This is a genomic window from Microbacterium testaceum (genome assembly GCF_020781835.1).
Taxonomy (GTDB): Bacteria; Actinomycetota; Actinomycetes; order Actinomycetales; family Microbacteriaceae; genus Microbacterium; species Microbacterium testaceum_H.
On record NZ_JAJGNJ010000016.1, the window covers coordinates 1 to 26,669 of the forward strand.

29 protein-coding genes are annotated in these 26,669 nt (G+C 70.3%); 6 read left to right on the forward strand and 23 right to left on the reverse strand.

Annotated features, from left to right (window positions below; translation table 11 throughout):
* Positions 1 to 106 precede the first annotated feature (106 nt).
* The 3 genes from pyrH to rpsB form a co-directional block, all read right to left on the reverse strand.
* Complete coding sequence (gene pyrH, locus LL239_RS16590) at positions 107 to 826, reverse strand: UMP kinase (RefSeq protein WP_228164498.1); 720 nt, start codon at positions 824 to 826, stop codon at positions 107 to 109.
* A gap of 115 nt (positions 827 to 941) precedes the next feature.
* Positions 942 to 1,769: a translation elongation factor Ts gene (gene tsf / locus LL239_RS16595; protein WP_077051618.1), complete on the reverse strand. Its 828-nt coding sequence runs from the start codon at positions 1,767 to 1,769 to the stop codon at positions 942 to 944.
* A 130-nt stretch (positions 1,770 to 1,899) separates the two neighbouring features.
* Complete coding sequence (gene rpsB, locus LL239_RS16600) at positions 1,900 to 2,793, reverse strand: 30S ribosomal protein S2 (protein WP_228164499.1); 894 nt, start codon at positions 2,791 to 2,793, stop codon at positions 1,900 to 1,902.
* 314 nt (positions 2,794 to 3,107) lie between these two features.
* On the opposite strand from rpsB, the gene LL239_RS16605 reads away from it, so the two are divergent.
* Positions 3,108 to 3,638, forward strand: a complete 531-nt coding sequence (locus LL239_RS16605; protein WP_228164500.1) for a murein hydrolase activator EnvC family protein — start codon at positions 3,108 to 3,110, stop codon at positions 3,636 to 3,638.
* A 35-nt stretch (positions 3,639 to 3,673) separates the two neighbouring features.
* Here the strand turns inward: LL239_RS16605 and LL239_RS16610 are convergent, their stop codons facing one another.
* The 10 genes from LL239_RS16610 to LL239_RS16655 form a co-directional block, all read right to left on the reverse strand.
* Positions 3,674 to 4,306 (reverse strand): hypothetical protein, encoded by a 633-nt coding sequence (locus LL239_RS16610; protein WP_228164501.1) that lies wholly within the window; start codon positions 4,304 to 4,306, stop codon positions 3,674 to 3,676.
* A gap of 82 nt (positions 4,307 to 4,388) precedes the next feature.
* The gene (locus tag LL239_RS16615; RefSeq protein WP_228164502.1) at positions 4,389 to 5,291 is read right to left on the reverse strand and encodes a tyrosine recombinase XerC; all 903 of its coding nucleotides are present in this window, start codon (positions 5,289 to 5,291) and stop codon (positions 4,389 to 4,391) included.
* Positions 5,292 to 5,383: 92 nt separating this feature from the next.
* Positions 5,384 to 6,562, reverse strand: coding sequence for a DNA-processing protein DprA (dprA, locus tag LL239_RS16620; protein WP_228164503.1), 1,179 nt, complete (start codon positions 6,560 to 6,562; stop codon positions 5,384 to 5,386).
* Positions 6,559 to 8,082 (reverse strand): YifB family Mg chelatase-like AAA ATPase, encoded by a 1,524-nt coding sequence (locus LL239_RS16625; protein ID WP_228164504.1) that lies wholly within the window; start codon positions 8,080 to 8,082, stop codon positions 6,559 to 6,561. Before LL239_RS16625 ends, dprA begins: the two co-directional genes overlap by 4 nt.
* On the reverse strand, positions 8,079 to 8,441 hold the full coding sequence (locus LL239_RS16630; RefSeq protein WP_228164505.1) for a YraN family protein: 363 nt from the start codon (positions 8,439 to 8,441) through the stop codon (positions 8,079 to 8,081). The genes LL239_RS16625 and LL239_RS16630 overlap by 4 nt, the downstream gene beginning before the upstream one ends.
* A gap of 93 nt (positions 8,442 to 8,534) precedes the next feature.
* On the reverse strand, positions 8,535 to 8,858 hold the full coding sequence (locus LL239_RS16635; RefSeq protein WP_022878868.1) for a DUF2469 family protein: 324 nt from the start codon (positions 8,856 to 8,858) through the stop codon (positions 8,535 to 8,537).
* 49 nt (positions 8,859 to 8,907) lie between these two features.
* Positions 8,908 to 9,561 carry a ribonuclease HII gene (locus tag LL239_RS16640; protein WP_228164506.1) on the reverse strand — a complete coding sequence of 218 codons (654 nt, stop codon included), beginning with the start codon at positions 9,559 to 9,561 and terminating at the stop codon, positions 8,908 to 8,910.
* A complete protein-coding gene (gene lepB / locus LL239_RS16645) occupies positions 9,558 to 10,295 on the reverse strand; it encodes a signal peptidase I (RefSeq protein WP_228164507.1) in 738 nt (245 codons plus the stop codon). The genes LL239_RS16640 and lepB overlap by 4 nt, the downstream gene beginning before the upstream one ends.
* 285 nt (positions 10,296 to 10,580) lie before the next feature.
* Positions 10,581 to 10,928, reverse strand: a complete 348-nt coding sequence (gene rplS, locus LL239_RS16650; RefSeq protein WP_228164508.1) for a 50S ribosomal protein L19 — start codon at positions 10,926 to 10,928, stop codon at positions 10,581 to 10,583.
* Between the two features lie 158 nt (positions 10,929 to 11,086).
* Positions 11,087 to 11,578 (reverse strand): MFS transporter permease, encoded by a 492-nt coding sequence (locus LL239_RS16655; RefSeq protein WP_228164509.1) that lies wholly within the window; start codon positions 11,576 to 11,578, stop codon positions 11,087 to 11,089.
* Positions 11,579 to 11,678: 100 nt separating this feature from the next.
* Between LL239_RS16655 and map the strand changes: the two genes are divergently transcribed.
* Entirely contained in the window at positions 11,679 to 12,461 is a 783-nt protein-coding gene (gene map, locus LL239_RS16660) for a type I methionyl aminopeptidase (protein WP_228164510.1), read from the forward strand.
* A gap of 89 nt (positions 12,462 to 12,550) precedes the next feature.
* Here map and trmD read toward each other — a convergent pair whose 3' ends face one another.
* Genes trmD through rpsP form a run of 4 tightly spaced genes read right to left on the reverse strand, consistent with a single transcriptional unit; the run spans position 12,551 to position 14,580 of the window.
* Positions 12,551 to 13,240: a tRNA (guanosine(37)-N1)-methyltransferase TrmD gene (gene trmD, locus LL239_RS16665; RefSeq protein WP_228164511.1), complete on the reverse strand. Its 690-nt coding sequence runs from the start codon at positions 13,238 to 13,240 to the stop codon at positions 12,551 to 12,553.
* Position 13,241: 1 nt separating this feature from the next.
* Positions 13,242 to 13,928, reverse strand: a complete 687-nt coding sequence (rimM, locus tag LL239_RS16670) for a ribosome maturation factor RimM (RefSeq protein ID WP_228164512.1) — start codon at positions 13,926 to 13,928, stop codon at positions 13,242 to 13,244.
* Entirely contained in the window at positions 13,928 to 14,158 is a 231-nt protein-coding gene (locus LL239_RS16675) for an RNA-binding protein (protein ID WP_063257548.1), read from the reverse strand. Before LL239_RS16675 ends, rimM begins: the two co-directional genes overlap by 1 nt.
* 5 nt (positions 14,159 to 14,163) lie before the next feature.
* Positions 14,164 to 14,580, reverse strand: a complete 417-nt coding sequence (gene rpsP, locus LL239_RS16680) for a 30S ribosomal protein S16 (protein ID WP_228164513.1) — start codon at positions 14,578 to 14,580, stop codon at positions 14,164 to 14,166.
* A 189-nt stretch (positions 14,581 to 14,769) separates the two neighbouring features.
* Between rpsP and LL239_RS16685 the strand changes: the two genes are divergently transcribed.
* Positions 14,770 to 15,933 (forward strand): glutamate--cysteine ligase, encoded by a 1,164-nt coding sequence (locus tag LL239_RS16685; RefSeq protein WP_228164514.1) that lies wholly within the window; start codon positions 14,770 to 14,772, stop codon positions 15,931 to 15,933.
* A 56-nt stretch (positions 15,934 to 15,989) separates the two neighbouring features.
* Positions 15,990 to 16,712: an SGNH/GDSL hydrolase family protein gene (locus LL239_RS16690; RefSeq protein WP_228164515.1), complete on the forward strand. Its 723-nt coding sequence runs from the start codon at positions 15,990 to 15,992 to the stop codon at positions 16,710 to 16,712.
* Between the two features lie 34 nt (positions 16,713 to 16,746).
* On the opposite strand, the gene ffh is transcribed toward LL239_RS16690, so the two are convergent.
* Together ffh and LL239_RS16700 are read right to left on the reverse strand one after the other, a co-directional pair.
* The gene (gene ffh / locus LL239_RS16695) at positions 16,747 to 18,291 is read right to left on the reverse strand and encodes a signal recognition particle protein (RefSeq protein ID WP_228164516.1); all 1,545 of its coding nucleotides are present in this window, start codon (positions 18,289 to 18,291) and stop codon (positions 16,747 to 16,749) included.
* 155 nt (positions 18,292 to 18,446) lie between these two features.
* Positions 18,447 to 18,992: a TetR/AcrR family transcriptional regulator gene (locus LL239_RS16700; RefSeq protein ID WP_228164517.1), complete on the reverse strand. Its 546-nt coding sequence runs from the start codon at positions 18,990 to 18,992 to the stop codon at positions 18,447 to 18,449.
* Between the two features lie 64 nt (positions 18,993 to 19,056).
* On the opposite strand from LL239_RS16700, the gene lipB reads away from it, so the two are divergent.
* Both lipB and lipA read left to right on the forward strand, forming a co-directional pair.
* Positions 19,057 to 19,695: a lipoyl(octanoyl) transferase LipB gene (gene lipB / locus LL239_RS16705; protein WP_228164518.1), complete on the forward strand. Its 639-nt coding sequence runs from the start codon at positions 19,057 to 19,059 to the stop codon at positions 19,693 to 19,695.
* On the forward strand, positions 19,692 to 20,726 hold the full coding sequence (gene lipA, locus LL239_RS16710) for a lipoyl synthase (protein ID WP_228164519.1): 1,035 nt from the start codon (positions 19,692 to 19,694) through the stop codon (positions 20,724 to 20,726). The genes lipB and lipA overlap by 4 nt, the downstream gene beginning before the upstream one ends.
* A gap of 1 nt (position 20,727) precedes the next feature.
* Here lipA and LL239_RS16715 read toward each other — a convergent pair whose 3' ends face one another.
* The 4 genes from LL239_RS16715 to smc all read right to left on the reverse strand — a co-directional run bounded on the left by LL239_RS16715 (position 20,728) and on the right by smc (position 26,135).
* Entirely contained in the window at positions 20,728 to 21,156 is a 429-nt protein-coding gene (locus tag LL239_RS16715; protein WP_228164520.1) for an MSMEG_6728 family protein, read from the reverse strand.
* A 2-nt stretch (positions 21,157 to 21,158) separates the two neighbouring features.
* Positions 21,159 to 21,659: a DUF2004 domain-containing protein gene (locus LL239_RS16720; protein WP_228164521.1), complete on the reverse strand. Its 501-nt coding sequence runs from the start codon at positions 21,657 to 21,659 to the stop codon at positions 21,159 to 21,161.
* Between the two features lie 71 nt (positions 21,660 to 21,730).
* Positions 21,731 to 22,603, reverse strand: a complete 873-nt coding sequence (ftsY, locus tag LL239_RS16725; protein WP_228164522.1) for a signal recognition particle-docking protein FtsY — start codon at positions 22,601 to 22,603, stop codon at positions 21,731 to 21,733.
* 4 nt (positions 22,604 to 22,607) lie between these two features.
* Positions 22,608 to 26,135 (reverse strand): chromosome segregation protein SMC, encoded by a 3,528-nt coding sequence (gene smc / locus LL239_RS16730; RefSeq protein ID WP_228164523.1) that lies wholly within the window; start codon positions 26,133 to 26,135, stop codon positions 22,608 to 22,610.
* Positions 26,136 to 26,669 lie beyond the last annotated feature (534 nt).

The window sequence follows — 26,669 nt, forward strand, 5'->3', positions numbered from 1 at the left end:
CGCCGTGCTGGGGCTTCCCCCGGCGTGTGGGTTCTCTCTCTTTGGTTTGCTCTACCCCTCCCGGTGGGGGGGCGGGGGCCCCCCCCCCCCCCCCCCGCGCCGCGCGTCACGACGTGACGAGGGTACCGATCGTCTCGCCGAGCAGCGCTTTGGTGACGTTGCCCGCGGGCTCCATGCCGAACACGCGCATGTCCATGCCGTTGTCCATGCACAGGCTGAACGCGGTCGAGTCCACGACCTTCAGGCCCTTCTGCAGGGCGTCTGCGTAGGTGAGGTGGTCGAGCTTGGTGGCCGTGGCATCCACACGAGGGTCTGCGGTGTAGACGCCGTCGACACCGTTCTTGGCGACCAGCACCTCGGATGCACCGATCTCGAGCGCGCGCTGCGCCGCGACGGTGTCCGTGGAGAAGTAGGGCAGGCCGGCGCCGGCGCCGAAGATGACGACGCGCCCCTTCTCCATGTGTCGCTGCGCGCGACGCGGGATGTACGGCTCGGCCACCTGCGTCATCGAGATCGCGGACTGCACGCGCGTGGCGGCGCCCGCCTGCTCCAGGAAGTCCTGAAGCGCGAGCGAGTTCATCACGGTGCCGAGCATCCCCATGTAGTCGGCACGGCCGCGGTCCATGCCGCGCTGGCTGAGCTCCGCGCCGCGGAAGAAGTTGCCACCGCCGACGACGATCGCGATCTCGACGCGATCCACCGCCTCGGCGATCTCGCGGGCGATCTGGCTGACGACGTCGGGATTGACCCCGAGCTGTCCCCCACCGAATGCCTCACCGGAAAGCTTGAGTAGAACGCGGCGGCGCCGGGTCGCTTCATCGATCACGTGTCATGTCCTCTCGTCTGGTTCAAACTATCTCCCCCGCCGACGCGACCGATACGCCGTGCGCGCAGGGAAAAGGCCCGGGATGCCGTGGCATCCCGGGCCTTGTCATCGGTGCTTACGCGCCGACCTTGAAGCGGGCGAAGTCGGTCAGGGTGAGACCGGCGTCGGAGGCGACCTTCGCGACGGACAGCTTGTTGTCCTTCGCGTAGTCCTGGTCGAGCAGCGCGACCTGCTTGAAGAACGCGTTGACGCGGCCCTCGACGATCTTCGGCAGAGCAGCCTCGGGCTTGCCTTCGTTGCGGGAGATCTCGGTGACGATCTCGCGCTCCTTCTCGACGTCGGCCTCGGGCACGTCGTCGCGGGTGAGGAAGGAGGGGTTGGCGAAGGAGATGTGCTGCGCGATGGAGCGGGCTGTCTCGGCGTCGTCACCGGTGTAGGCGAGGACGACACCGACCTGGGGCGGGAGGTCCTTGCTGGTCTTGTGCAGGTAGACCTCGAACTTGTCGCCGCGGATGGTGCGGACGCGACGGAGTTCGACCTTCTCGCCGATGATCGCGGCCTCATCCGAGATGAGCTGCTCGACGGTCTGGCCGTCGGCGTCGGCGGCGAGGGCGGCCTCGACCGAGTCGGCGCCGGCGGCAGCGGCCGCGGCGACGACCTTGTCGGCCAGCGCGATGAAACGGTCGTTCTTGGCGACGAAGTCGGTCTCGCAGGCGAGCTCGAGCAGCGTCACAGCGCCCTCGGTCTCGCGGGCCGTGACGAGGCCCTCGCTGGTGGAGCGGTCGGCGCGCTTGGCGTTGCCCTTGGCGCCCTTCAGGCGCAGGATCTCGACGGCCTTCTCGACGTCGCCGTCGGCCTCTTCGAGCGCCTTCTTGGTGTCGACCATGCCGGTGCCGAGCTGCTCGCGCAGCGCCTTGATGTCGGCGATCGTGAAGTTTGCCATGGTGTGGCGTCTCCTTGTCGTTGTGCGTTCTGATGTGAGACCGGCGGGGCCGTGCGCGCCCGTGGGCGCGGTCACGACCCCGCCGGATCGTAGCCTGTGCGGGTGACGCCGCGGTGAGCGGCGGCTGCGCTTACTTGCTGTCGGCGGCCTCGGCGGCGGCGACCTCGGCGGCCTCTTCGCCCGACGCGTCGGCGACGGCCTCGTCGTGAGCCTCGGCACCGGCGGCGTCGTCAGCGGACTCGGTCGCCGCTTCGGTGGTCTCGGCGTTGGTCTCGAGCAGCTCGCGCTCCCACTCGGCGAGGGGCTCGGCGGCCTCGTCCTCACCGGCGGGCTGGTGACGCTGGATCAGGCCCTCGGCGGCGGCGTCGGCGATGATGCGCGTGAGCAGGCTCACCGAGCGGATCGCGTCGTCGTTGCCGGGGATCGGGTACTGGAACTCGTCGGGGTCGGCGTTGGTGTCGAGGATGCCGATCACGGGGATGCCGAGCTTCTTGGCCTCGTCGATGGCGAGGTGCTCGCGCTTGGCGTCGACGACCCAGATCGCCGAGGGGGTCTTCTGCAGGTTGCGGATACCACCGAGCGACTTGTGCAGCTTGTCGAGCTCGCGCTTCTTGAGCAGGAGCTCCTTCTTGGTGAAGCCGCTCTCGGCCGGGTTGTCGTAGTCGAGCTCCTCGAGCTCCTTCATGCGCGCGAGGCGCTTGGAGACGGTCGAGAAGTTGGTGAGGAGGCCACCGAGCCAGCGCTGGTTGACGTAGGGCTGGCCGACGCGGGTCGCCTGCTCGGCGAGGACTTCCTGCGCCTGCTTCTTCGTGCCGACGAAGAGGATGGTGCCGCCGTGGGCGACGGTCTCCTTGACGAACTCGTAGGCCTTGTCGATGTACGACAGCGACTGCTGGAGGTCGATGATGTGGATGCCGGAGCGCTCGGTCAGGATGAAGCGCTTGACCTTCGGGTTCCACCGGCGGGTCTGGTGTCCGAAGTGAACGCCGCTGTCGAGCAGCTGGCGGATGGTGACGACGGCCATGGTCGTACTCCTGTTCTGGGCGCTTGCGCGCCGTGGTTGCGGTTGTTTCGCGCCGATCGATCAAGCGGCGAGCCTGGTGCCCGGCGCACACCCGCCTTCCGCCGGGGCGGAGGACCGTGGGGTGTGGATGCCGCGCGGTGCGCTGATCCGAAGATCAATGCGATGCGCTGTGGGCACGCGGAGTCATCCCGATACACGGGATGCGTCCTCCAGCATACAGGACGGCTCCTCCCCATGCGGGCCCCTCTGCCCCTCGCCCACGGAACCTCGATAACGGCCCTCGCGCGGGCGTCTCTCCCGGGCAGCGTGGAACCATGACGAGTCGAACGCATCGGGCGGTCCCACGGTGGGCACGCGTGGCGGAAGCGATCGCGGTCGCTGTGATCCTCGCGGTGGTCCTGCTCGACGCGCCCGCCCGTGCGGGTGAGACGGACCCGCTCGCGCACCGCCGTTGGGTCTGGCCGGTCGAAGCCGTGCAGGGCGTCCGCCCGTTCGAGGCTCCCGCGCACCGGTACGCCGCCGGGCATCGGGGCATCGATCTCGGATCCGTCGGGCGCGTGCGCTCGCCGGCCGCGGGCACCGTGGCCTTCGCCGGTGCGGTGGCGGGGCGTCCCGTCGTGACGATCGACCATGGCGACGGCCTCGTGACGACGTTCGAGCCCGTGACGACGTCGCTGCGCGAGGGTGACCCCGTCGCCCGCGGAGACCCGGTGGGCGAGGTCGCCACCGGAGGGCATGTCGTCCCGGGGGCCGTGCACTTCGGAGTGAGATGGAACGGAGAGTACGTCAACCCGCTGCGGTTGCTCGGCGGGGTGCCGCGAGCGATCCTGCTGCCGTGCTGCTGAGAAGTCCTCGCTGCTCGGGTCCGTCTCGGCGCCGGTCAGCCGACGCGGTTACCGCGGCCCTCCACCGTGCTTTCCCCGATGCCGCCATCCGCGGTGACCGAATTGTCCTGGCCGCGGATGACGACCGAGCCGATCGCTCCACCGACGGACACCGTGGCTCGATCTCCGCTGAGGTCGAGCCGACCGAGGTCGGCGGAGACGGCGAGTGCCGTGTCGTTGCCCTGCACGGTCGCCGCATCGATCGCGGCGGCCGTGACGTCGACCCGGTCGCCGCCCACCGTGAGCACGGCGATCGAGGCCGCACGCGCGTCGACCGTGATCGCGGAACCGGAAACGGTGAGCTGAGCGCAGGTGCCCTCCACCCGGACGGTCTGCTCGGCCCCCGTCACGGACGCCGTTCCGCCGTCTCCGCACGAAGTGAGCGATCCGCCCCCCAGGTCAGGCACCTCTGTGTTCGCCGGAAGGGGTGCCGTCGCGGACGGAGAGACGGAAGGGGATGCCTGCGCGGTGGGTGTCGCGCTCGAGGGAGACGTGGGCGCGGCGCCAGCGGATGCCGGTGGCGGCAGGCGGGTCACCACGGGGTGCGGACCGAGGCCGCAGCCGGTGAGGAGGACGGCGCCGAGGATCGTTGCTCCCAGGGAGGCGACGACGCGAGTGCGGGTGTCCACGGGGCCACGCTACGACGCTGCATCATTCCGCGCCAACCCTCCGGGCCCCGCGGAACGTGCCTGCGATCCGCGATCCGATCCCTCACGCGCGGGGATGAGCCAACCGGTACGCCTCACGCAGCCGCTCCGCGGAGACATGCGTGTAGATCTGCGTCGTACCCAGGCTCGCGTGCCCCAGGATCTCCTGCACCGATCGGAGGTCGGCTCCCCCGTCCAGCAGGTGCGTCGCGGCCGAGTGGCGCAGTGCGTGCGGACCGAGCGATTCGGCACCCACCGCGGGAGCGACGAGGCGTGACACGAGGGCGTGTACGGCTCGGGGGCCGAGGCGGCTCCCTCGCGCCCCGAGGAACACGGCCGTCCCCTCTCCGTCACGGCGGGCGAGAAGGACAGGACGCCCGCGAACGAGGTAGGCGTCGAGAGCCCCCGCGGCCGGCGCGCCATAGGGCACCACGCGCTCTTTGTCGCCCTTGCCGCGCAGGCGCAACGTGCGACGTTCGTGGTCGACGTCGTCGACGTCGAGGCCGCAGACTTCGGACACGCGTGCGCCCGTTCCGTAGAGCACCTCGAGAAGCGCATGATCGCGCAGCGCGAGCGGGTCTCCGGTCATCGCGGCGTTCCCCGCCTGGGTCAGCACGCCGTCCAGCGCCGGCGCCGTGGCGACCGTCGGGAGCGTGCGGCCCCGTTTCGGGGCGACGAGGCGTTGGCCGGGATCGGCTTCGGTCAAGCCCTCTTCTCTCGCCCAGGCCAGGAACCCCTTGACCGAGGAGGTGCGGCGGGCGGTTGTGGCCTTGCTGAGTCCGGCGTTCGTGGCCTCCCACTGCCATTCCCGGAGAGTCTCGACATCGAGCGCGCGCACGTCCGGGTCGCCGGATGCCCGTGCCAGGTCCGCGAGATCCGAGCGGTAGGCGCGCACGGTGGCCGGGGAGAGGCGGCGCACGCTGCCGAGATGGCCCAGGTAGCCCTCGATCGCCTCGGAGATCCGCACGGGACAAGACTGCCCCCCTCGCGTCGGCGGACGCCTCAGGACGCGCGCTCTCCGCCGATACGGGCTGGTCGCGATGTTCTCTGGGTCTCGCCTCAGGCTCGCTCGCGGAGCGTTCGCCAGAGCCCATCCTCACCGCGCGCCACCCGTCCCTCGAGCTCCGCCAACCCCAGCAAAGACTGCGCGTCGCCCGTCGAGAACCCCGCCCGACGGGCGATCTCCCCCGGATCCCGCCCGGCGCGCGGCGAGAGCGCATCGAGCAATCGCGTCATGTCGTCGGTGCGTCCGCCCTCGAGGCGGTCCGGTGCCGCGCGACCCGCTGCGGCGCCGCCGTTCTCCCCGAGCATCTCCCACACGTCGGCGGCTGATGTGACACACACGCCGGCGAACTCCCGCAGCACGCGGTGGCTTCCCGCGGACGCCGCGCTGGTCACCGGTCCGGGGACGGCTCCCAGTGCTCGTCCGAGCGTGGCCGCGTGCGCCGCGGTGTTGAGAGAACCGCTCCGGTGCCCCGCCTCCACGACGATCACGGCGTCCGCCAGCGCCGCGATGAGGCGGTTGCGCGAGAGGAACCGCCACTTGGTCGGCGCGGTACCGCACGGTGTCTCGCTGAGCACGGCGCCGGATGCGGCAATGCGCGACAGAAGTGCTTCGTGGCCGCGCGGATAGGCTCGGTCGACGCCGCCGGCGAGGAATGCGACGGTACGTCCATCCGCCGACAGCGCGGCGCGGTGCGCCGCGCCGTCGATCCCATAGGCGGCGCCCGAGACCACGACCACACCCGCGGCGGCGAGCTCGGCCCCGAGCTCGGCCGCGACGGACTCGCCGTACGGGGTGGCCGCACGGGCCCCGACGATCGCGACGGTGGGCGCCTCCCCGAGCCCTCCCCGCGCGCCGCGCATCCACAGAGCGTGCGGCGCGTGTGCGCCGAGATCGCTCAGGCGCCTCGGCCATCGGGGGTCGGAGGGAATGAGAAGAGCGGCGCCCGAGCGGCGGGCCGCGTCCAACGCTGCGCGCACGGCGCTCGGCTTCACGCGCGGCTGCCATCGTGCACGCGCGGTGCTCCATTCGTCGTCGGTCTCGGCGAGGGCGATCCTCAGCGCCCGCTCGGGTCCGAAGCGGGCGACGAGGTCACCGGCGGCGCCGTCGCCCGGTTCTGCCAGGACCGTCCACCACACCCGCGCGAACGCGTCGACGACGTCGCGATCATGCGGGAGTCGGAGTCCGGAGAGGGCGTCGGCGGCCGCCTCCTCCGACAGTTCGACGCCCCTCATGCGACGTTCCCCTGTCGGAGAAACAGTGCGCGTCCCACATCGTCACCGTGCAACCTGTCGTGCCCGGCGATGTCAGCGACCGTCCACGCGACGCGGAGCAGGCGGTCGTACCCGCGCAGCGTCAGCGAACCCCGTCGGAGGGCGGCGTCGAGCGGGCGCAGCACCTCCGTATCCGGTGCGGCAACCCCGCGCAACCACGTCCCCGGAACGTCGGCGTTGCGACGCCAGGGCGTCCCGGCCCAGCGCCGTGCCGCCCGTTCGCGAGCGGCCGACACGACCAGGCGCGCCCGGTCCGTCGTCACGACCGACGCCGCGGCCTCCCTCCGGGCGTTCGACACCCGTTGCAGGCGCAGGTCGAGGTCGATGCGGTCGAGCAACGGTCCGGACAAGCGCCGGGTGTACCGGCGGATGGCCTGCGGCGCGCACTCGCACACTCCCCCGGGGACACCGAACTGACCGCACGGGCACGGGTTGGTGGCGACCACGAGCTGGAAGCGCGCGGGAAAGGTCGCGGACACACCGGAGCGGTGCAGCTGGATGACACCGCTTTCCAGCGGCTGGCGCAGCGCGTCCAGCACCGTAGCCGGGAACTCGCCGCCCTCGTCGAGGAACAGCACCCCCTCGCTGGCACGCGCGATGGCACCCGGGCGCACGACCCCGGACCCGCCGCCGATGAGAGCGGCCGCGCTCGCCCCGTGGTGCGGGCTTTCGAACGGTGGCGTGCGGCTCAGTCGCGTCACGACCTCGCCCGAGAGCGAACGCACCGACGCCACGGACAGCGCCGCTTCGTCATCGAGATCGGGCAGGATGCCGGGCAGCCGGCGCGCGAGCATCGTCTTGCCCGCGCCGGGCGGGCCGCTCATCAGCAGATGGTGACCGCCGGCGGCCGCGACGATCAAGGCGTCCACGGCATCCGGTTGTCCGACGATGTCGGCGAGGTCGAGGGACTCCTCGCGCGCGAGCGATGGCTCTTCGGCGAGGACCGGCGCGAGGTCGGTTGCTTCGCTGACGCCGCCGTGCCAGCGCACCACCTCCGCGAGACACGTCGCGGCGCGCACCTCCATGCCCTCGACGAGTGCTGCCTCCGCGGCGTTCGCCGCCGGCACCACGACACGAGACCGCCCGGCCCGGTGGGCAGCCAGCACGGAGGGCAGCACGCCGGGAACGGGGCGCAGGCGTCCGTCGAGTCCCAGTTCGCCGATATGCACGGTGTCCGCGACGCGAGCGGCATCCATCATCCCCGTCGTCGCCAGGGCGGCCACGGCGATCGCGACGTCGAATGCCGAGCCGCGCTTGGGCAGGCTCGCGGGCGAGAGGTTGACCGTGAGACGCCGCTTGGGCAACTCGAGCCCTCGGTTCGTGCAGGCGTTGCGCACCCGTCGTCCGGCCTCGCCGAGCGCTTTGTCGGGCAACCCGATGATCGCGAACTCCGGCGTCTGCGGGGAGAGGTCGGCCTCGACTTCGACGAGGTCGCCACGAACGCCGGTGAGCGCGACAGCCCATGTCCGCGCGACCGTCACAGTGCATCCTCGAGGTGCTCGAGCCGGGCCGTCCGAGGGTCGGCGCCGATCAGCGCGATCGCATCGATCCGCAGACTGCGTCCGCGCGCATCGTCGGGATGCGCGGCGATCCACGCCATCGCCAGCCGCCACAACCTGTCGGCCTTGCGGCGATCGATCGCCTCGAACGGGTGCCCGAACGCCTCGCTCGCGCGCGTCTTCACCTCCACGACGACGAGCGTGCCCGCGGTCGCGGCGACGATGTCGAGCTCTCCCTGCGGACACCGCCAATTGCGGTCGAGGATGCGGAAACCGTTCGCGGACAGGTGGTGGGCGGCCCGTTCTTCACCGGCCCGCCCGAGGTCGTCTTTCGCTGCCATGCCCGAGAGCGTGGCATCCGGCGTACCCACCCCGCGGGGAGGGAACCCCGAACCGGGGACGACTCAGAGAGTCAGTCGCCTGGGGAGGAACCCTCAGCTGTCGAGCGAGAGCTCTTCGGGAAGCTGGAAGTCACGACGCGAGAGCTCTTCGACGTTGACGTCCTTGAACGTCAGCACCCGCACCGACTTCACGAAGCGGTCGGCGCGGTAGATGTCCCACACCCACACGTCGGTCATCGAGATCTCGAAGTAGAAGTCGTGTTCGGTGTCGCGGCGGACGACGTTGACGTCGTTGGCGAGATAGAACCGGCGTTCGGTCTCGATCACGTACTGGAACTGCGAGACCACGTCGCGATACTCGCGGTACAGGGCCAGTTCGAGTTCGCGGTCGTAGTCCTCGAAGACGTCGTCATCCATGGTGCTTCCATCCTAGGCACCTCGCGCGCCGAACCCGACCGCCCGGCGTTCAGAACAGCGTCGGAGCCGCCGCGATCGCCCACGAGCGTCGGTGGTGCACGCTCATGCCGTGCACGCCGATGGCCTCGCGGTGGTCGAGGCTCGCGTACCCCTTGTTGCGCGCCCACCCGTACGCGGGCAGCTCGTCGTGCAGCCCGGTCATGACGGCGTCGCGTGCGACCTTGGCGATCACGGATGCCGCGGCGGCGCTCGCGCAGTCCCGGTCGGCCTTGATGACCGGCTTCACGCGCAGGCCGCGCTCCCCCGCCGGCGTGATGTAGTCATGGTTGCCGTCGAGGATCACGAGCGCGTCCTCGGGGACGACGCCGTGCGCGCGCAGATCGGCGATCGCGCGGACGGCGGCCAGCCCGAGGGCGCGGATGATGCCGATCTCGTCGATCTCCTCGGAACTGGCCCACCCGACCGCGCTGTGCTGCACGAAAGCCGCGGCGCGGGCCGCGACCTCGGGCCGGCGCGCCTCGGGCACGAGCTTGGAGTCGCGCAGCCCCGCCGGCACGCGCTTACGCGATCGGGCCGGGTCGATCACAGCCGCACCGACGGCGACCGGACCCGCCAGCGCACCCCGACCGACCTCATCGCACGCGATGATGAGCGCGTGCTCCTTCAGCAGGCGGCGCTCGAGGCTCAGAGTCGGCTCGATCACGGCGCGCTCTCCGGTGCGGGCACCCCCGCGAACACCTCGTGATGGAAGTCGATCGGGCCGAAGCGGTCGAACGGCCACGTGATCAGGAACGCGCGCCCCACGACGTTGTCGATCGGGACGAAACCCTTGCCCGGCTGCTCCTGGTTGTACCGGGAGTCCTTCGAGCTGTTGCGGTTGTCGCCGAGAACCCACAGCGACCCCTCGGGCACCGTGATGTCGTACGGCACGGGCTCGGGCGCCGTGGCGCCGGGCGCGAGCTTCACGTACGGCTCGACGAGCGGCACGCCGTTGACCTCGGTCTGCCCGAGCGCGTTGCAGCACACGACGTGGTCGCCCGGCGTGCCGATGACGCGCTTGATGAGGTGGTCGTCGCTGTCCGGTGCCGACAGACCCACGAGGGAGAGGAGCCAGTCCGTCGCCTCGACGAGCGGTGGCCGCGGCGGCTGCGGCGTAGACGGCAGCCACCCGCCCGGATCGCGGAACACCACGACGTCGCCGCGGGAGTACTCGCCGAACCGGGGCGTGAGCTCGTCCACCAGGATGCGGTCGTTCTGCAGGAGCGTGTTGTTCATCGACGCCGAGGGGATGTAGAACGACCGGACCACGAACGTCTTGACCAGGAAGGACACCGCCAGGGCGATCAGCAGGATCACCACGACGTCGCGGAGGAACGTCAGTGCCCCACGCCGCCGTCGAGCGGTCGGGGCCGGAGGGGATGCGGTTTCGTCGCTCATGTTGATCCTTCGCCGGGCTCACCGCACACCGGAAGACCGCCCGACAAGCCTCGCACATTCTCCACCGCCCACCGCACGTCACGCGGCATCCATGGCTCTGAAATGCGCGCCCAGTGGCATCCGGATGCCACGGCCGCACCGCCCCGCCGACCGAGACGGCGTGTGGCCGGGATCCGTGCTGCAGACGGCGACGCACTCGTCGGGCGATGCGTTCTCGCGGCGCTGCCGCACCCCGGGAACGACGAACGCCCCGCGACGAGCCGCGGGGCGTTCGGTTCAGCGGATTCAGCGCTCGCGCTTCTCCTTGATCTTGGCCTTCTTGCCACGGAGGTTGCGCAGGTAGTACAGCTTCGCGCGACGCACGTCACCACGGGTGACGACCTCGATGTGGTCGATCACGGGGCTGTGCACGGGGAAGGTGCGCTCGACACCGACCTGGAAGCTGACCTTGCGGACCGTGAAGGTCTCGCGCACACCGTCGCCGGAGCGGCCGATGACGACACCCTGGAAGACCTGGATGCGCGAGCGGTTGCCCTCGGTGATGTTGACGTGCACCTTGACGGTGTCGCCGGGCGAGAAGACGGGGATGTCGGAGCGGAGCGAAGCCGCGTCGACGGCGTCGAGGATCTGCATGATCGTCACTTCCTGCGACCGCCACAGGTCGATCGCACGATGATTGGGAAAAAGATGAAGCGTGCCCGAGCCGCGGAAGCGGCGGACTCCCCTGAGGCAGAGCCGGTCAGGGCACAAACGCCTATTCTGCCACGGACGGCGACACCGACCAAACCGGCTCAGTCGGTCGTGCGGTTCTCCGTCACGACGATCACGTCGCCCTCGACCCGCGGGCGCGGGCGCTCCCGGGTGGGCGGGATGTATCCGGTGCCGTCGGTGGTGTGCAGCAGCGTGACGCCTGTGCGCGCCTCACGCCACAGCTGCACGAGCGAGGACCACACGAGCACGAACGCCCCCACGACACTCAGCACCAGCAACGGGAAGAACGTCCCCCCGTCGTACAGACCGAGCGCGATCACGCACAGCTGCCACAGCGCGACACCGATCACATCGCGCCACGACGCGGCCCGCTCGGTGCGCACGGTCGCGCGGCCGCGCACGATGAGGGCGACCAGCGTCTGCGTCACGAAGACCGCCGGCGCCGCGATGAGCAACCACAACAGCGCCCAACCGCTCCCACCGCTGAAGACGATCCACCCCACGAACAGCCACAGGGGCAGCACGAAGGCGGCCGGGAAGAGCCAGCGGAGGAAGACTCGGCGCAGGACCATGACCCGATGGTACGGGCGACAGTTGTGCGGCCGCTTGGAACGCGGGACGGCGCACTGCGGCGATCGGAGAGAATGGAGGTTCGAGGAAAGGGAAACACCGATGATCGAACTGCGCACCCCGGCCGAGATCGACGCCATGCGCCCGGCCGGCCGATTCGTCGCGGAGGTGCTGGCGACGCTGCGCGACGAGACCAAGGTCGGCACGAACCTCCTGCACCTCGACCGCCGCGCGCACGACATGATCCGCGCCGCGGGTGCCGAGTCCTGCTACATCGACTACCACCCGTCGTTCGGAGCCAGTCCGTTCGGAAAGGTGCTCTGCACCTCGATCAACGACGCGGTGCTGCACGGTCTCCCCCACGACTACGTCCTGCGCGACGGCGACCTCGTCTCGCTCGACTTCGCCGCCTCCGTCGACGGATGGGTCGCCGACTCCGCGATCTCGTTCGTCGTGGGCACGGCACGCGACGAAGACCTCGCGCTCATCGACACGACCCGGCGCGCTCTGGCCGCAGCGATCGACGCCGCGACGGTCGGCCGCAAGATCGGTGACATCTCGGCCGCGGTGGCCGCCGTCGCCCACGCCGACGGCCTGTCGATCAACACCGACTTCGGCGGCCACGGCGTCGGCCGCACGATGCACGGCGACCCGCACGTGCCGAACGACGGCAAGGCGGGACGGGGCTATCCGCTTCGCGACGGCCTGGTCGTCGCCCTCGAGCCGTGGTTCCTGCAGACGACCGACGAACTCGTCACCGACCCGGACGGCTGGACCCTCCGCAGCGCCGACGGCTCCCGCGGCGCCCACTCCGAGCACACGGTCGCCATCACCTCAGACGGCCCGGTGGTCCTCACCGACCGGTCGTTCCTCGGCGTCGACTGACTCCCGCCGCCGCGGCAGCCGGGATCGGATGCCGCGGGCACGGCCCGCGGAGCACGGCGACGGCGGCCTGCCGCCCGCGGGCGCCCGACTCAGTCCGACAGCAGGTCGGGTCGGCGTTGGCGGGTGCGTTCGAGTTGCTGCTCCCGGCGCCACGTCGCCACGGCACCGTGATTGCCGCTCAGGAGCACCGGCGGAACCTCCCGGCCGCGCCACGAGGCGGGCTTGGTGAACGAGGGGTACTCCAGGAGCCCGTCCTCGTGGGACTCCTCGACCAGGCTCTCCGGGTTGCCGACCACCCCGGGGATGAGGCGTCCGATGGCCTCCACCATCGCCATGACGGCGACCTCGCCCCCGTTGAGCACATAGTCCCCGAGACTGAGCAGTCGCACCCGACCCAGACCGGCCGCGTAATCGAAGACGCGCTCGTCGATGCCCTCGTACCGGCCGCACCCGAACACCAGGTGCTGCTCGGTCGAGAGCTCACGAGCGATCTTCTGCGTGAAGCGCTCCCCCGCCGGCGACGGGAAGACGATGACCGGTGAGGCGTCGACGTCACCGGTGACGTCGTCCAGCGCCTCGCCCCAGGGCTCGGGCTTCATCACCATTCCGGCACCGCCGCCGTAGGGGGTGTCATCCACCGTGCGGTGCCGGTCGTGCGTGTAGTCGCGCAGATCGTGGACACGCACATCGAGCAGCCCGCTGTGGCGGGCCTTGCCCAGCAGCGACACCTCGAGCGCGTCGAAGATCGTCGGGAAGATCGAGACGACGTCGATGCGCACGTCAGTCCTCGCGGGAGTCGGAGACCTCGTCGGGCGCGTCGCCCTCGGCAGCGTCATCGACGCCGTCGGCATCCGCCTCGGATGCGGTCTCTTCGCGCGGGGCGTCGTCGTCGCCCGGAATCTCCTCGAACAGGCCGGCCGGAGGCGTCACCACGACGCGGCCGCCCTCGATGTCGACCTCGGGGACGATCGCGCTGACGAAAGGAACCAGGACGTCGGCGTCCTCGCCACGTCCGGCGGGCCGAACGATCAACAGGTCCTGTGCGGGGAAATGGTCGACCCGCACGACGCGCCCGATGACCGCGTCGTCTCGGACGACGTCGAGCCCGACCAGCTGGTGGTCGTACCACGCGTCGTCCTCTGCGGGAGCGGACTCGGTGTCCTGGTCGATCCACAGGATCGCCTTCACCAGCTCCTCCGCGACCGTGCGGTCGTCGACGCCCTCGAAGAAGGCGACGGGGTGGGAGTTCATCCAGCGGAACTCTCTAACCGTCAGCTCGCGGCCATGCCACGGCGAGGTCTCGGGGACCTGCAGGGTGAACGTGTTGCCGGGGACGAAGCGCCCCTCGGGGTCATCGGTGTACAGCTCGAGCTTGAACGCACCCTTGAGACCGTGGGCTTTGACCAGGCGGCCCACGCGGAGCTGAGTTCGGGCGGGCTGGGCGCCCGCGGCGTCGCCGGTCGACATCAGTCGTCGGCGACGTCGACGCGGACGCGCTGCCCGTCGGCGAGGGCCGTGATGAGCGTGCGCAACGCCTTGGCGGTGCGACCGCCGCGCCCGATCACGCGACCCCGGTCATCGGGGTGCACGCGAACCTCCAGCACCTCGCCGCGGGGCGAAGTGGCGGAACGGATGGTCACGGCGTCCGGGTGATCGACGATCCCCTTGACGACGTGTTCGAGCGCGGCGGACAGCACGGGACTTACTCGGCCGAGGTCTCGTCGGCGGCAGGCGCCTCGTCGGCGGCGCGAGCCTCGTCGGCCTTCTTCTCGGCCTTGGGCTTGATGACCGACTTCTTCGACGAGTCGGCCTCGAACGCGGCCTTCTCCTCGCGGACCTTGACGGTGGACTTCGCGTCCTTGTCGCCCTTGAAGGTGCCCCAGTCGCCCGTGAGCTTGAGGATGGCACGCACCTGCTCGGTCGGCTGAGCGCCGACGCCGAGCCAGTACTGGGCGCGCTCCGAGTCGACCTCGATGAACGAGGGCTCCTCGGTCGGGTGGTACTTGCCGATCTCCTCGATCACACGACCGTCGCGCTTGGTGCGCGAGTCGGCGACGACGATGCGGTAGTAGGGCGCACGGATCTTGCCGAGACGCTTGAGACGGATCTTGACAGCCACGATTTCTCCTGTGGTGGGAAATGAACGAACCGGTCGCCTGGAGCGTGGGGTGCACACCCGGCGGAAGCTCAAAGAGGAGGACCGACGCTGGATAGAGGGTCGAGCGCCTGGTCCGACCCTCTATTCTGCCAGATGACACGGCAGGCCGCGAACCCGCCGATGCCTGTGTCGCCATGTCAGACTGGCCGCATGAGGCTCCCGTTCGCATCGTCCGCGCGCTCCTCCGTCGGACTCGAGTGGGAGCTCATGCTCGCCGACCGCGAGACGGGCGACCTGGTGCCCCGCGCCCCCGAGATCCTCGACCGCGTCGAAGAGGCCACCGCGCTCGAACGATTCACCGTCACCGGCGAACTGCTGACCAACACGGTGGAGGTCACCAGCGGCGTCGGCCAGACCGTCGCGGAGGCGGTCGACGACATCGCGGATGCCATCGGCGCCCTGCGCGAACACACGGAGCCGCGCGGCATCGAGATGCTGTGCGCGGGCAGTCACCCCTTCGCGCAGTGGTACGACCAGGAGGTCACGGACAAGACCCGGTACCACAAGCTCATCGAACGCACCCAGTGGTGGGGCCGCAACATGATGATCTGGGGCATCCACGTCCACATCGGCGTCGACGACGTCGAGAAGGTCATCCCGATCGTCAACGCCCTGACGGTGTTCCTGCCCCACCTGCAGGCACTCTCGGCATCCAGTCCCTACTGGGCGGGCGAGCGCACCGGCTACGCGTCCAACCGCGCCCTGGTGTTCCAGCAGCTTCCGACGGCGGGGCTGCCGTGGCAGCTGAGTGGGTGGGCGGAGTTCGAGGACTACCTCGACGACATGGTCCGCACGGGAGTGATGGCGGATGCCAGCGAGGTGCGGTGGGACATCCGGCCGGCGCCGCGGTGGGGCACCGTCGAGATCCGCGCGTGCGACGGCATGTCGACACTGCCCGAACTCGCCGCGGTCGCCGCGCTGACCCAGACCCTCGTCGAGCACTTCTCCCGCATCCTCGACGCCGGCGGGGAGCTTCCCGGCATCCCGCCCTGGTACGCCCGCGAGAACAAGTGGCGGGCGGCACGGTACGGGCTGGACGCCCGCGTAATCGTCGACCGCGAGGGGACCCAGCTCCCCGTGCGCGATCACCTGCGCACGACGATGGAGGAGCTCGCCGAGATCGCCGTCGAACTGAAGTGCGCGCGGGAGTTCGCCGGGCTGGAGACGATCCTCGCCACGGGCGGCAGCTCAGCCCGACAGCTCGCCGTCGCCGAGGCGGCCGACGGCGACCTCCGCGCCGTCGTGCAGCACCTGATCCGCGAGTTCCGCGGTGGACCGACGTTGCGCGAGCACCTCGCCGCGCTGCGGGTCTGAGTCCGAACCCCTCGCCCGGCGGGGAACGCAGAGCTTCGCCGTCGTAGGATCCCGCCATGATCCCTCGGCGCGGCCTCACGATCTCCGTGGGGGCTCTTCTGGCCGTCGGCGGCATCGTCGGTCTGTCCAGCTGTGCGCCCGACCCCGGCATCCCCGCGCCCGCACAGAGCCAGGGCGGAACCACCCCGGCGGCTCCGCAACCGGCGACCGCTCCGACACCGCGGCTGCGGGTGGTGACACTCGGCGACTCGCTCATGTCGAGGGCCGGGCTCCCGCGCGGAGAGGCGTGGCCGGACCTGCTCGCCGAACGTGACGAGGTGTCCGTGACGAACCTCGCGTGCGGGGGGATGGGGTTCGTCGTCGCGGGGGAATGCGGCACACCGTACGCCGGCTTCTCGCCCGCTGTCGCCGCCCTGCAGCCGGAGCTGATCATCGTGCAGTCCTCGAGCAACGACTTCTGGCAGGACGCCGACGAGATCCGCGCAGACACCGACGACACCGTCGTGCGGTTGCACGAGGCCGCGCCCGATGCCCGGATCGTGGGGCTCAGCACCATCTGGAACGCCGATCCCGAGGTGCCCGGCGACACCGTGACGACCTCGGATGCGCTTCGTGTCGCGGTCTCGTCCGTCGGCGGAACGTTCGTCGACGTCGGCCAGCCCCTCGCCGGTCACCCCGATTGGTTGCAGGTCGACGACATCCACCCCACCGCCCGCGGGCAGAAGGCCATCGAGCAGGCGGTCGTGTCGGCGTTGCAGGACGCGGGTGTCCTGCCCTGAGGCGGAGCCTTCCCCGCGGCGTGCTCTGCCGCCGTCAGCCGCGGCCGAGCAGTTTCTGCAGCTCGGCGAGATCGGCTTCGCTCGGAGCCTTCTGCCCGCCGAGGCCGAAGCCCGACCCCGTGGCGGGAGCCGCCGCGGCGATCCCGGCGTTCTCCGCGGCCCGCTTGGCGGGGTTGCCCGAACGCGAGCCCTTCGCCTTCTGCTGCTTGCCGCGCTTGGACGAAGCGCCCGGCTTCCCCCCGATGGGCCCCATGCCGGGGATGTTGGGCACACCGCCGCGCGCAACGGTCTTCATCATCTTCGCCGCCTGCTCGAAGCGCTGTACGAGCTGGTTCACGTCGGTCACGGTCATGCCGGAACCGCGCGCGATGCGGAGGCGGCGCGAGCCGTTCAGGATCTTGGGGTTGCGACGCTCGGCGACGGTCATCGAGCGGATGATCGCCTCGGTGCGGTCGATCTCGCGCTCGTCGAAATCCTCGAGCTGCTGCTTCATGGAGCCCATGCCCGGGAGCATCCCGAGCATCTTCTTCATGGAGCCCATCTTCTTCATCTGCTGCATCTGCTCGAGGAAGTCCTCGAGGGTGAAGGTCTCGGTCGCGAGCTTCTCGGCGACCTTCATCGCCTCGGCCTCGTCGAAGGCCTGCTGCGCCTGCTCGATCAGCGTGAGGATGTCACCCAGGTCGAGGATGCGGGATGCCATGCGGTCGGGGTGGAACGGCTCGACGTCGTCGAGGCCCTCACCGGTGGACGCGAAGATGATGGGTCGACCGGTGACCGACGCGACCGACAGCGCCGCGCCACCGCGGGCGTCGCCGTCGAGCTTGGACAGGACGACGCCGGTGAAGTCCACACCGTCTTGGAAGGCCTTCGCCGTGTTCACGGCATCCTGACCGATCATCGCGTCGATGACGAAGAGCACTTCGTCGGGCTGCGTCGCCGTGCGGATGTCGGCGGCCTGCTTCATCAGCTCGGCGTCGACGCCGAGGCGACCGGCGGTGTCGATGATGACGATGTCATGCTGCTGCCGGGTGGCGTAGGCGACGCCGTCGCGCGCGACCTTCACCGGGTCGCCGACGCCGTTGCCGGGCTCGGGAGCGTAGATGGCGGCACCGGCGCGCTCGGCCACGACCTGGAGCTGGTTCACGGCGTTGGGCCGCTGCAGGTCGCAGGCCACCAGGAGCGGGGTGTGTCCATCCTTCTCGAGCATCTTCGCGAGCTTGCCCGCGAAGGTCGTCTTTCCCGAACCCTGGAGACCGGCCAGCATGATCACCGTCGGCGGGTTCTTGGCGAACTGCAACCGGCGCTGCTGGCCACCCAGGATGCCGATGAGCTCGTCGTTGACGATCTGCACGACCTGCTGCGCCGGGTTCAGCGCGCGGTTGACCTCGTCGCCGAGGGCGCGCTCGCGCACCGCCGCCGTGAACTCCTTCACCACCGGCAGCGCCACGTCCGCATCGAGCAGGGCGCGCCGGATCTCGCGGACCGTCCCATCGACGTCGGCGGGGGTGAGCTGCCCCTTCTTGCGCAGATTGCGGAAGGTCTCTGTGAGCCGGTCGGAGAGGGTGCCGAAAGTCGCCATGATGGGAAGAGTTTACGCGGCCCCGCCGCGGGACGCCGCCGTGTCGGGCGGGGCCGTCGCACAACCTCGGTGATTCGCCGAGCCTCAGCCCTGATCCGGTCGGCCGGGGTGAGGTTGTGCAGATCGCTGACGGTGTGGCCGTGGATGCCGGCCCGTCACGCCGCGGCCAGAGCCTCCGACAGCGTCTGCGTCAGCGAACGACCGGCCGTGTGGTCGGCCCAGGCCCAGACCGCGGCGAGAACGGCGGCGGACAACGCCCCGGCACGGACCTGTGCGGTCAGCGGCGCCGCGCCGTCGCGGACCAGACGCGCGGCAGCCTCGCGCTGCAGGCGGAACTGTCGGATGGCGCGGTCGCGGTCGAGTTCTGCGGCGATCCCCATGGCATCCGCGTTCACGATCGCGAGGGCGAGGGCGTCCGGGGCGAGCCCGTCGCCGATCCCCCGCAGCACCTCGTGGAGTGCCCCGCCGTCGCGCAACTCGGCGACGGCCGCGTCGACACGTGCGTCGAAGCCCGACCAGAGGACGTCGCTCTTGGCGGAGAAGTAGTTGAAGAAGCTGGAGCGACTCACCCCGGCGCGTCGGGTGATGTCCGACACCGACGTGGCGTCGTATCCCTTCTCGAGGAACAGCTCGCACGCCGCCTCGGAGAGCACCTCGCGCGACGACGCGCGCGGGCGCCCCGTGCGCGATTCGGATGCCATGCCGACAGCCTAGAACGCACCGTCGCGTGTATTCTTGGACGCAATCCAACAAACGGGAGCGGTGGTGCTCGACATCCTTCGCGCGGGGCTCGCCCCCGACTACGTGCCGTATCTGGACGGCTGGGCTCTGCAGCGGGCCGTGCACACCGAGGTGGTCGCGGGCACGCGTTCCGACACCCTCCTGCTGCTCGAACATGAGTCGGTGTACACCGCGGGCAAGCGCACCGAGGCGCACGAGCGCCCGACCGACGGCACCCCCGTGATCGACGTGGATCGCGGAGGCAAGATCACGTGGCACGGCCCGGGGCAGCTCGTGGGCTACCCGATCGTCCGGCTCCCGGAACCCATGGACGTCGTCGCCCATGTGCGTCGTCTCGAGGGCCTTCTCATCTCCGCCCTCGCCGCGCACGGCGTGGAGGGCTTCCGGGTCGAGGGGCGCAGCGGCGTGTGGGTGCGCCGACCGCTCGGCGACGACAAGATCGCGGCGATCGGCGTACGCGTCGAGAAAGGCGTCACCATGCACGGATTCGCGGTGAACTGCGACAACTCCCTCTCGGGATTCCGGGGCATCGTCCCCTGCGGGATCACGGATGCCGGGGTCACGACGGTCAGCGAGGTCCTCGGGGCCGAGGTCTCCCCCGCCGACATCGTCGACAGCATCGAGGCCGCCTTCCGCGCCGAGTACGCGGCGGTGGCCGCGTGAGCGCCTGCGGAACGGGCAACGCCGGGGGCGCGGCATCCACTGCTCCCAACGGACGCAAGCTGCTGCGCCTGGAGGTCCGCAACGCGCAGACCCCCATCGAGCGCAAACCCGAGTGGATCAAGACCAAGGCGCGCCTCGGCCCTGAGTACACCGCGCTGCAGAACCTGGTGAAGACCGAAGAGCTGCACACGGTGTGCCAGGAGGCCGGCTGCCCCAACATCTTCGAGTGCTGGGAAGACCGCGAGGCGACGTTCCTCATCGGGGGCTCGCAGTGCACCAGGCGGTGCGATTTCTGTCAGATCGACACGGGCAAGCCCGCCGACTACGACACCGACGAACCCCGCCGAGTCGCGGAGAGCGTGACGCGCATGCAACTGCGCTACGCCACGGTGACCGGCGTCGCGCGTGATGACCTGCCCGACGAGGGCGCCTGGCTGCACGCCGAGACCGTGCGACGCATCCACGCTGAGAATCCGGGAACGGGCGTCGAGATCCTCGCGACCGACTTCTCGGGCAACCCGGCGCTCCTCGACGAGGTCTTCTCGTCCCGACCGGAGGTGTTCGCGCACAACGTCGAGACGGTGCCGCGCATCTTCAAGCGCATCCGCCCGGCGTTCCGGTACGAGAGGTCGCTGGGCGTGCTGACAGCCGCCCGGGGCGCGGGTCTCATCACGAAGTCGAACCTCATCCTCGGCATGGGGGAAGAGCCCGAAGAGGTCGTACAGGCTCTGCGGGACCTGCACGAGGCCGGGACGGACATCATCACGATCACGCAGTACCTGCGCCCCAGCCCACGGCACCTTCCGGTCCAGCGATGGGTCAAGCCCGCCGAGTTCGTCGAGTTCAAGGAGGAGGCCGAGCGGATCGGCTTCCTCGGCGTCCTGGCCGGTCCGCTGGTGCGCTCGTCCTACCGCGCAGGACGCCTGTGGGCGCAGTCCATGGTGTCGAAGGGTCGCGAGATCCCGCCGCATCTCGCGCACCTCGCGAAGGACATCGCCGCGGCGGACGCCGGCTTCGCCCAGGCCGTGTGAGTCACACCGGCCAGATGTAGGGCAGGTCGTCGGGCACATCGCCGAAACGGGGGCGATAGAACTCGGGGTCCTTTCGCACGAGGTTCGAGCGGTGCGCGAGGTGGAACGCCTCGTCGCCGACCCACGGAGGCAGATCCAGGGCGTCCTGCGACACCCCGTCGACTTCGGGCGCGAACGCGAGGATCTTCCCGCGCACCGTGTCGGCGCGGCCCTGTGCGATCCAGGAGTCCGTCATCACCAGGCCGTATGCCACCAGAGCGGGCAGGTGTCCGTCCCACATCTTCGCGGCCGGGTGGTGGCGCCACCCGTGGTCCGGCACCGTGAGGGCGCGCAAGAGCTGAAACGTCTCGACGCGCTGTTTGCCGAGCCGGCGGCCGTCGAGGGCGGCCGCGGAGTCGACGAACGAGGCGTAGGGCAGGAAGGTCTGCACGATCAGTCGGCGCTGGTGACCGACTGCACCTGGCCATCGGACGCGAGATTCACCAGCAGCACGTCGTCGGTGGAGTCCGGGTCGAGGGCGTACTCGAGGACCGCGAACGGGTCGGCGCCCCCGTGCTCGTCGGCCAGAATCGTCATGCTCATCAGTTGGAGCGACTTGATGACGTCGATGTGCGTGTCTCCGGACGGGTCGACGAGCAAGTCGTCGAGATCGTCGCCGAGGGTCGCCTGCTGCTGCAGGATGTACTCCGTCACCTCGCTGGTGCGGTCGTCGAGTTCGTTCACCATGGCGTTGCGCGCTGCGAGGTCGATGGTCTCGAGCGACGAGATCATCGCCGCGGCGACATCGAGCGCGTCGATGGAGACGTCGTCCTGATCGGGAGCGGTGAGGTCGACGGTGACGCTCTGGTCGCCGAACTCGACGTTCTCCGACCAGAAGATCGACCCGTCGGGTCCCGACTCGAGGAGTCCGAAGAAGTCGTGCTCGATCGCCATTCCCCCATGAAACCAGCCCGACCCGCCTCGCGGAAGGCGACCCGCCACGGCGTGCGAGTGCGGTATGGGAGTCAGTCGACGAGCGACGCGGCGAAGACGTGCGGCGTGAAGCCCGTGAGGTCGCCGATGCCCTCGCCCTGCCCGAGGAGCTTGACCGGGATGCCGGTGCGCTCCTGCACCGCGAGGACGAAGCCGCCCTTGGCCGAACCGTCGAGCTTGGTGAGGACGAGGCCGGTCACCCCGGCGCTGTCGAGGAAGGCCTGGGCCTGCATCAGGCCGTTCTGGCCCGTCGTGGCATCCAGGACCAGGAGCACTTCGCTGATGGGTGCCTGCTTCTCGATGACGCGCTTGATCTTGCCGAGTTCGTCCATGAGCCCGCCCTTGGTGTGCAGGCGTCCGGCGGTGTCGACGAGCACGATCTCGGTGCCCGTCTCCTTGGCGTGCGCGACGGTCTGGAAGGCGACGGATGCCGGGTCCTGACCTTCGTGCTGCGGTCGGACGATCGTGGCTCCCCCGCGTTCGGCCCACGTCGCCAGTTGGTCGACCGCGGCGGCGCGGAACGTGTCGGCTGCGCCGACGACCACGCTCCGGCCGTATCGCTGCAGGAACTTCGCGAACTTGCCGATCGTCGTGGTCTTCCCGACGCCGTTGACGCCGACCACGAGCACCACCGCGGGGCGCTCGGTCAGACGCAGCGTCGTGTCGAACTTGGCGAAATGCTCCTCGAGCGTCTCGCGCAGCATGCGCTGGAGGTCCCACGGGTCGGTCGTGCGGTAGCGGTCGACCTTTTCGCGGAGCTCGTCGATGAGGCGCTCCGTCACGTCGGGTCCGAAGTCGGCGGTCAGCAGAGCCGTCTCCAGGTCGTCCCACGTGGTCTCGTCGATGGTGGGTTTGACGAACAGCCCGCGCAGCGCGCGGCCGAGCGACCAGGAGTTCTCAGCCATTACCTCAGCTTACGGTGACCGGTTCCGCCGCAGCGCGGGCGCGGTCGCCGACGCGCTGTCCGACGACGGCCGAGACCCCGTCCTGCCGCATCGACACCCCGTAGAGCGCATCGGCGATCTCCATCGTGCGCTTCTGGTGCGTGATCACGATGAGCTGACTGCTCTCGCGAAGCTTCTCGAAGACACCGAGCAGACGACCGAGGTTCGCATCGTCCAGTGCCGCCTCCACCTCGTCGAGGATGTAGAACGGGCTCGGCCGGGCCGTGAAGATGGCCGTGAGGAACGCGACCGCCGCGAGGGAGCGTTCGCCGCCCGACAGCAGGGACAGACGCTCGATCTTCTTCCCCACCGGACGAACCGCGACCTCGATCCCCGTCGTGAGGGGGTTCTCGGGATCGGTGAGCGAGATGCTGCCGGAGCCGCCGGGGAACAGGATCGGGAAGATCTCGCCGAAAGCCGCACGCGTGTCCTCGAACGCCGCAACGAAGATCGTCTGCATCCGCTCGTCGAGCTCGGCGATGATCGTTTGCAGATCGGCACGGGTCTGCTGCAGATCGGCGAGCTGCTCGGTGAGGAAGGCGTGACGTTGCTCGAGGGCCGCGAACTCCTCGAGCGCGAGCGGGTTCACACGACCCAGTTGTGCGAGCTTCCGTTCGGCCTCTTGAAGGCGGCGCTTCTGTCTCGACCGCTCGAACGGCTCCGGCTCGTCGCCGTCCTCAGCGGGGATCGGCTGATCGGGGCCATATTCCGAAACGAGAATGTCTTCGTCGAGCGCCAACTCGGACTGCACCCGTTCGAGCAGGCTCGTCACGTGCAGACGCTTCTCGTGCATCTGCAACTCGAGCCCGTGCACACTCTCGGTCAGACGCGCAAGGCGCTCGCGCACCGCGGTCTCCTCGGTGCGCGCGCGCGCAAGGTCGGCGGTCACCGCGGACCGGGCCGACTCCGCCGCCGCGAGTTCCACGCGAGCCTGGCTCACGGACCGATCGACCGAGTCCAACAGGGCGGGCAGCGCCGCGGCGACCTCAGCCGCGATCTCGCGCTGCGCGCGGCGGAGTACGGCACGGCGCGCGGCCGCCGCCGCGGCGGCCCGCTCACGTTCCCGTTGCTGTTCGAGCTGCACGATGCGGGCTTCGCCCGCTCTCACGCGTTCGCGGAGCGTCTCGATGTCGAGCCGCGCGCGCATCTCGACCTCGCGCGCGGACTCCAGGTCGGCGAGCATCCCCTCGCGCGCCGACGCGTCGAGCAACGGACGCGGGACCTCCAGTGCCCGCGCGAGCGTCTCGTCCGCCGCGCGGGCCTTCTCCTCGGCATCCGCGACCGTCAGCTGGGCCTGCGCAAGACCGGCCTCCAGCCGCTCGCACTCGGCCACCGCGGCTTCGTGGCGGACGGTGACCCGGTTCAGCTTCTCGGCGTGCGCCGCCAGAGCGGCGTCGTGTGCGCGCAGGGTCGCGAGCGCATCCTTCGTCCGGGCACGGTCGGCGGTGAGCTTCTGCTGGGCGTCGGCCAGGGCCTCGCGCAGCGAGTCGGCGACGACGGTGACCTCCGCGAGACGATCGGCCGCCGCATCGCGCTCGGCGGTGAGCTCCAGGCGCGAGCGTCCGCCGCCGGACCCGGCCCGCAGGGTGCGGGCGGTCAGCACCGCTCCGTCGCGCGTCACGACGACGGTTCCCGCCGGCGCGCTGGTCAGGGCCGGGCGCATCGCCTCCGCCGCGGCGAGGTCGTCGACGATCACGACCCCGGACAGGATGCCGCGCACCCCGGCCGGAGCGGAGACGATGTCCACGGCACGCACGCCGCCGTCGATCCGCGGACCGTCATCGGCGTCGGGCGCCGCGGCGATCGCGATCTCCACGACGCCGAGATCCTCGTCCCGCGCGAGGCGGGCGGCCGCGAACGCCGCCGCCTGATCGTCGACCAAGAGCCCCTCGGCCAGAGAGCCGAGCGCGGCGGCGATGGCGGCCTCATAGCCGGCGGTGACCTTCACGGCGTCCCCGACGAGCCCCCGGATGCCCTCGGCCCCGCTCGCCGCCAGGTCCGCCGCGGCGTTGCGGACGTCGAGCGCGCGTCCGAGCGCCGTGGTCTGCGCCGTCAGCGCGTCGCGCTCGCGCTCGGCGGCGTGCAGCCGCTCACGGAGGCCCGCGACCTCGGCCTCGGTGTCGTTGGTCTCACGTTGCGTGCGCTCGTAGGCGGCGGCGTGCTCCGCCGTCGACTCCTCGGGCGTCACCTCGGGGTCGAGAGCGGCCCGAGCCTGCTCCGCCTCGGCGCGCCGTTCCAGCGCCGCGTCGAGCGCGCGCTGCTGCCGCTCGACCGCGCCGCGGACCGCGGACAGCCCGGATGCCGCGGCCTCCGCGGAGCCGCGCAGTGCCGTGAGCTTCATGTCGTGCTCGGAGACCAGCGCACTCTGCGCCGCGATGTCGGCGTCGAGGGCATCGAGCTCGGCCCGCGCCCGGGCGACACCGCGAGCCGCATCCGCCGCGGCATCCTGGGCATCGCCGAGACCGCCGGCGATGTCGTCGATCTCGGCGCGGAGGTCGTCGATCATCCCCTGCGTCACCGTGGGCGAGGCCGCGCCGACGTCCTCGTCGTCATCCGCGAGCAGGGTGAGACGCTGACCGGCGAGTGTGAACAGTCCGCGGAGTCGCTCCTGCACCTGCTCCAGCGAGAACGCGACGCGGCGCGCACGGTCCACGGCCTCCGAGCGCTGCTCCTCCTCGAGCCGCTCGACCTTCTGACGGATGCCGTCGGCCTGGTCCTGCAGCATCAGGCGCTCGGTGTGCCGCTCGCTCTCGGCCGCGGCGGCATCCGCCAGCTCACGCCGCAGCCGCACGAGTTCATCCGCGAACAGACGGGCCTTCGCGTCGCGAACGACCGCCGCGATCGTCGCGGCCTCCCGCGCGATCTCGGCCTGCTTGCCGAGCGGCTTCAGCTGGCGGCGCAGTTCCCCGGCGAGATCGCTCAACCGGGTAAGGTTGGTCTCCATCGCCTCGAGTTTGCGAACCGTCTTCTCTTTGCGTCGACGGTGCTTGAGGATCCCCGCGGCCTCCTCGATGAATCCGCGCCGTTCTTCCGCCGTCGCCTGAAGGACGGTGTCCAGTCGTCCCTGCCCGATGATCACATGCATCTCGCGGCCGAGCCCCGAGTCGCTGAGCAACTCCTGCACGTCGAGCAGCCGACAGGTCTGGCCGTTGATGGCGTACTCGCTCGCACCGGTGCGGAACAGCGTTCGACTGATCGTCACCTCGCTGTACTCGATCGGCAACGCGCCGTCGGAGTTGTCGATCGTGAGCTGCACCTCGGCGCGTCCGAGGGGACCGCGGGTCGAGGTGCCGGCGAAGATGACGTCCTCCATCTTCCCGCCGCGGAGTGTTTTGGCGCCCTGCTCCCCCATGACCCACGCGAGAGCATCGACCACGTTCGACTTCCCCGAGCCGTTGGGACCGACGATGCACGTCACACCGGGTTCCAGCGCGAACGTCGTCGACTGCGCGAAGGACTTGAATCCCTTCAGCGTGACGCTCTTGAGGTGCATGCGGATGCGCCTTCCCGACCCGATGTTCTGAGCGATCACGGTACCGGACCGCCCGCGGACAACCGCGACGCCGGGCCGCGCGTACCGAGACGACACGCCCGGAATTCTGCGATTTCTGGAGATCGGCTTGACATTCGCTGAATGCGCCCGCTAGCGTCGGGGGTCGCAACCGACGTCGAAAGGAGGTCACCCCATGATTCGCAACACCACCGGCTTCACCGCCGCTCCCGTGCTGTCTGCACCCCTGCGCGGAGTGACCGCCGCCGTCGGCATGCCTACCCGCCAGGCGTGACCTCGCCGCGTTGAGACCCCGCGTCTCCGCTCCCGCGCCGCCGTCCGATCACCGGATGCCGTGCGCTCAGGTCCTTCAGGTCCTTCTCCGCCCGTCTTGGCCCCCGCCGGACACGGCCTTCCTTTCTCGTTCTTCTTCACCGGAGCCTCCGCATGAACACTTCGCCCTGGAGTCCCGCGGGGTGGTGGTCTTTCGGGCCCGCGGCGTCGTGACCGCGACGGGGTGAGCCATCGTGCGATGGT

Excerpts from the sequence above, each read along its gene's own strand:
- tsf (WP_077051618.1), bottom strand. The coding sequence starts at position 1,769 with ATGGCAAACTTCACGATCGCCGACATCAAGGCGCTGCGCGAGCAGCTC.
- rpsB (WP_228164499.1), bottom strand. The coding sequence starts at position 2,793 with ATGGCCGTCGTCACCATCCGCCAGCTGCTCGACAGCGGCGTTCACTTC.
- LL239_RS16605 (WP_228164500.1), top strand. The coding sequence starts at position 3,108 with ATGACGAGTCGAACGCATCGGGCGGTCCCACGGTGGGCACGCGTGGCG.
- dprA (WP_228164503.1), bottom strand. The coding sequence starts at position 6,562 with ATGAGGGGCGTCGAACTGTCGGAGGAGGCGGCCGCCGACGCCCTCTCC.
- LL239_RS16630 (WP_228164505.1), bottom strand. The coding sequence starts at position 8,441 with ATGGCAGCGAAAGACGACCTCGGGCGGGCCGGTGAAGAACGGGCCGCC.
- LL239_RS16635 (WP_022878868.1), bottom strand. The coding sequence starts at position 8,858 with ATGGATGACGACGTCTTCGAGGACTACGACCGCGAACTCGAACTGGCC.
- lepB (WP_228164507.1), bottom strand. The coding sequence starts at position 10,295 with ATGAGCGACGAAACCGCATCCCCTCCGGCCCCGACCGCTCGACGGCGG.
- rplS (WP_228164508.1), bottom strand. The coding sequence starts at position 10,928 with ATGCAGATCCTCGACGCCGTCGACGCGGCTTCGCTCCGCTCCGACATC.
- LL239_RS16655 (WP_228164509.1), bottom strand. The coding sequence starts at position 11,578 with ATGGTCCTGCGCCGAGTCTTCCTCCGCTGGCTCTTCCCGGCCGCCTTC.
- map (WP_228164510.1), top strand. The coding sequence starts at position 11,679 with ATGATCGAACTGCGCACCCCGGCCGAGATCGACGCCATGCGCCCGGCC.
- rimM (WP_228164512.1), bottom strand. The coding sequence starts at position 13,928 with ATGTCGACCGGCGACGCCGCGGGCGCCCAGCCCGCCCGAACTCAGCTC.
- LL239_RS16685 (WP_228164514.1), top strand. The coding sequence starts at position 14,770 with ATGAGGCTCCCGTTCGCATCGTCCGCGCGCTCCTCCGTCGGACTCGAG.
- LL239_RS16690 (WP_228164515.1), top strand. The coding sequence starts at position 15,990 with ATGATCCCTCGGCGCGGCCTCACGATCTCCGTGGGGGCTCTTCTGGCC.
- ffh (WP_228164516.1), bottom strand. The coding sequence starts at position 18,291 with ATGGCGACTTTCGGCACCCTCTCCGACCGGCTCACAGAGACCTTCCGC.
- LL239_RS16700 (WP_228164517.1), bottom strand. The coding sequence starts at position 18,992 with ATGGCATCCGAATCGCGCACGGGGCGCCCGCGCGCGTCGTCGCGCGAG.
- LL239_RS16720 (WP_228164521.1), bottom strand. The coding sequence starts at position 21,659 with ATGGCGATCGAGCACGACTTCTTCGGACTCCTCGAGTCGGGACCCGAC.
- ftsY (WP_228164522.1), bottom strand. The coding sequence starts at position 22,603 with ATGGCTGAGAACTCCTGGTCGCTCGGCCGCGCGCTGCGCGGGCTGTTC.
- smc (WP_228164523.1), bottom strand. The coding sequence starts at position 26,135 with ATGCACCTCAAGAGCGTCACGCTGAAGGGATTCAAGTCCTTCGCGCAG.